Source organism: Thauera aminoaromatica S2, from assembly GCF_000310185.1.
GTDB classification, from domain to species: domain Bacteria; phylum Pseudomonadota; class Gammaproteobacteria; order Burkholderiales; family Rhodocyclaceae; genus Thauera; species Thauera aminoaromatica.
Map to the genome: position 1 here is coordinate 1 of NZ_AMXD01000240.1, position 2,631 is coordinate 2,631.

Consider the following 2,631-nt stretch of genomic DNA (forward strand, 5'->3'; position numbering starts at 1 on the left):
GGGACCACGACGCCCTGCCAGGCCGGATCGCCCGGGGCGGGGCTGGCGCACAGCTCGACCACGCCGAGCGCTGGATCGGCGGTATCGGCAGCCCCGGCGGCCTCGAAAGCCACCGCCAGCGTGCACGCCAGCATGCGGGCAGCCAGCGCCGCGGCTCCTTCCGCACCGAGCGCCGGGATCAGGCGCGTCTTCACCCGCCCCGGCTGCGGCGCCTTGGCGATCACCACGATACGGGTCGTGCTCACCGGTAGGCCTCGGCGAGGCGCTCGGCCGGCACGCCGCGCCAGTAGGCCCAGCGCAGGCGCCACATCAGTACGATGGTGCGCCACACCCCGCGCTGCTCCCAGCGTCGCCCCGAGGTCCGCACCCGCGCCCGCAGGCAGGCCGGGCGCGACACGCGCAGCAGCCGGCGCGAGAGCTCGATGTCCTCCATCAGCGGCTGGTCCGGGAAACCGCCCACCGCCTCGAACACCTCCCGGCGCACGAAGATGGCCTGGTCGCCGGTGGCGATCCCGCTCGAGCGCGAGCGCAGGTTCATCAACGCTGCCACCACGCGCAGCATGCGCGGGCGCCCGTCGATGCGCACGTCGAAACGGCCCCAGGCACGGCCGGCCTGCACGGCCCGCAGCGTCGCGTCCGCATCTTCCGGCAGGCGCGTGTCCGCATGCAGGAACAACAGGATGTCTCCGCCGCACGCCGCCGCACCCGCGTTCATCTGCCTGGCGCGGCCACGCTCGGCGACCATCACGCGGAAGCCGGCTGCGCGCGCGATCGCCACCGAGTCGTCGCGGCTGCCGCCGTCCACCAGCACGATCTCGCAGCCGCGGTCGCGCCAAGCGGCGAGATGGGTGAGCAGTTCGGGCAGCGTGGCCGCCTCGTCCACCATCGGCACGACGATGGAGAGCGAAACCGGGCGCCCCTCCATGTCCGACACCGCCGCACTCACGCCTTCAGCGCCCCGCCGCAGCTCGAACCGCTGCCCGCGGTGCAGCCGAAGCAGTGATCGGCGACGCGGATCGGTGCGCCGGCGAGATCTCCCGCGAGCAGGTCGCGCAGATGCAGTCGTCCCGGGCGCGCCGCCGCGTCGCTGTCGTCGTGCCCCTGCGCGGACGTGAGCGCCCCTTCCGCCCCCAGCGGCAGTCCGAGCTGCTGGTTGAAGTCGCAGTCGTACAGCCGCCCCTGCCAGTCCACGCTGACCAAGGTGCGGCACATCACCCCGCCGAGATTCTCGTCGCGGTGGCTGGCCCGCAGCAGCGCCATGTAGGCGTTGAACTGCCCCTTTGAGATCAGCATCGAGCCGAAGCGCTGGATCGGCATGTTGGCGAGCGCGAACAACTGGTTGAAGACGATGCCGAACTGCGCCGCGAGCTCGCGCCGGTAGTCGGCCTCGAGCCGGGCCTGGTCGGGCGGCAGCACCGGCCCCTGCGGGTTGTACACCAGGTTCAGCACCCGGCCGCTGCCGGCCTGGCCATAGCCGAGCGCATTCAGGCGCAGCAGGCCGGCGATGCTGCGCTCGAACACGCCCTTGCCGCGCTGGCGGTCGACGTTGTCCGCGGCGTAGCAGGGCAGCGAGGCCACCACCTCGACGCCGTGCTCGGCGAGGAATTCGGCGAGATCCTCCTGCCCCGGCTCGGACAGGATGGTGAGGTTGCAGCGGTCGATCACGCGCACCCCGAGCGCCCGCGCCTCCCGCACCAGCGCACGGAAGCCCGGATGCAGCTCGGGCGCGCCGCCGGTGAGGTCGAGCGTTCCGATCGCGCGCGCGGCGAGCACGCGCGGGATCAGCGCCAGCGTGTCGGCGTCCATCATCTCGGTCCGGCCGGGGCCGGCGTTGACGTGGCAATGCACGCAGCTCTGGTTGCAGCGATAGCCGAGGTTCACCTGCAGCGTGGTGATCGCCTCGCGGCGCAGCGGCGGAAAGCGGTGCGATTCGAGCAGCGGGAGGGTGGCATGCATGCGGAGTGTCTCCATCGGGAAAGTCGATTCTTTCGGCACCTGCGGAATCCGCGGCAGCCGGCACGGTCTTTTGTCGTACCTGCCTCGGAAAAGCTTACGCTCGGGAAGTTCGAACCGTTCCCCTCGTCCGTCCCCCCCTCACCCCCCCATCCGCGCCTCCTTGTCCGCCCGAAACCATGAAGCGACTCCTCCTCGTCGGCGGCGGCCACGCCCAGCTCGCGGTCCTCCAGGCCCTCGCCCGACGGCGTCCGCACGGGGTGGAGGCGGTGCTGCTGACGCCCTCGCCCTGGCAATGGTACTCGGGGATGCTGCCCGGCTGGATGGCCGGCCATTACCGCGCCGAGGACTGTCGCATCGACCTGCGCGCGCTCGCCGACGCAGCCGGTGTGCGGCTCTGCCTCGCCTCCGCGATCGCGCTCGACGCAGAACGTCGCATGCTGCTGGACGACACCGGCACCACGCACGACTTCGACCTGCTCGCGCTCGACGTCGGCAGCCTCGTCGACACGCGCGCGCTCGACGCCCTGCCGACGGACGCCTTGCTGGCGGTGAAGCCGTTGGAAGCCTTCATCGCCGCCTGGCCGCAGCGGCTGGCCATGGCGCGCGCCGGGCAACTGCGCCGGCTCGCCGTGGTGGGCGGCGGCGCGGCGGGGGTGGAGCTCGTGCTCGCCGCCG

The 2,631-nt window shown here is 72.5% G+C and carries 3 protein-coding genes and 1 pseudogene; 1 reads left to right on the top strand and 3 read right to left on the bottom strand.

Annotated features, from left to right (window positions below; translation table 11 throughout):
- From C665_RS21005 to arsS, 3 genes and pseudogenes are all read right to left on the bottom strand, one after another.
- Positions 1 to 245 (bottom strand): annotated as a pseudogene (locus C665_RS21005) (TIGR04282 family arsenosugar biosynthesis glycosyltransferase); the annotation flags it as partial.
- Positions 242 to 946, bottom strand: coding sequence for a TIGR04283 family arsenosugar biosynthesis glycosyltransferase (locus C665_RS19135; RefSeq protein WP_245537197.1), 705 nt, complete (start codon positions 944 to 946; stop codon positions 242 to 244). The gene C665_RS19135 and the pseudogene C665_RS21005, both read right to left, overlap by 4 nt.
- Positions 943 to 1,956: an arsenosugar biosynthesis radical SAM (seleno)protein ArsS gene (gene arsS / locus C665_RS19140; protein ID WP_004327695.1), complete on the bottom strand. Its 1,014-nt coding sequence runs from the start codon at positions 1,954 to 1,956 to the stop codon at positions 943 to 945. The genes C665_RS19135 and arsS overlap by 4 nt, the downstream gene beginning before the upstream one ends.
- 176 nt (positions 1,957 to 2,132) lie before the next feature.
- Between arsS and C665_RS19145 the strand changes: the two genes are divergently transcribed.
- The coding region (locus C665_RS19145; protein ID WP_004327697.1) for an NAD(P)/FAD-dependent oxidoreductase at positions 2,133 to 2,631 on the top strand (499 nt) is incomplete at its 3' end.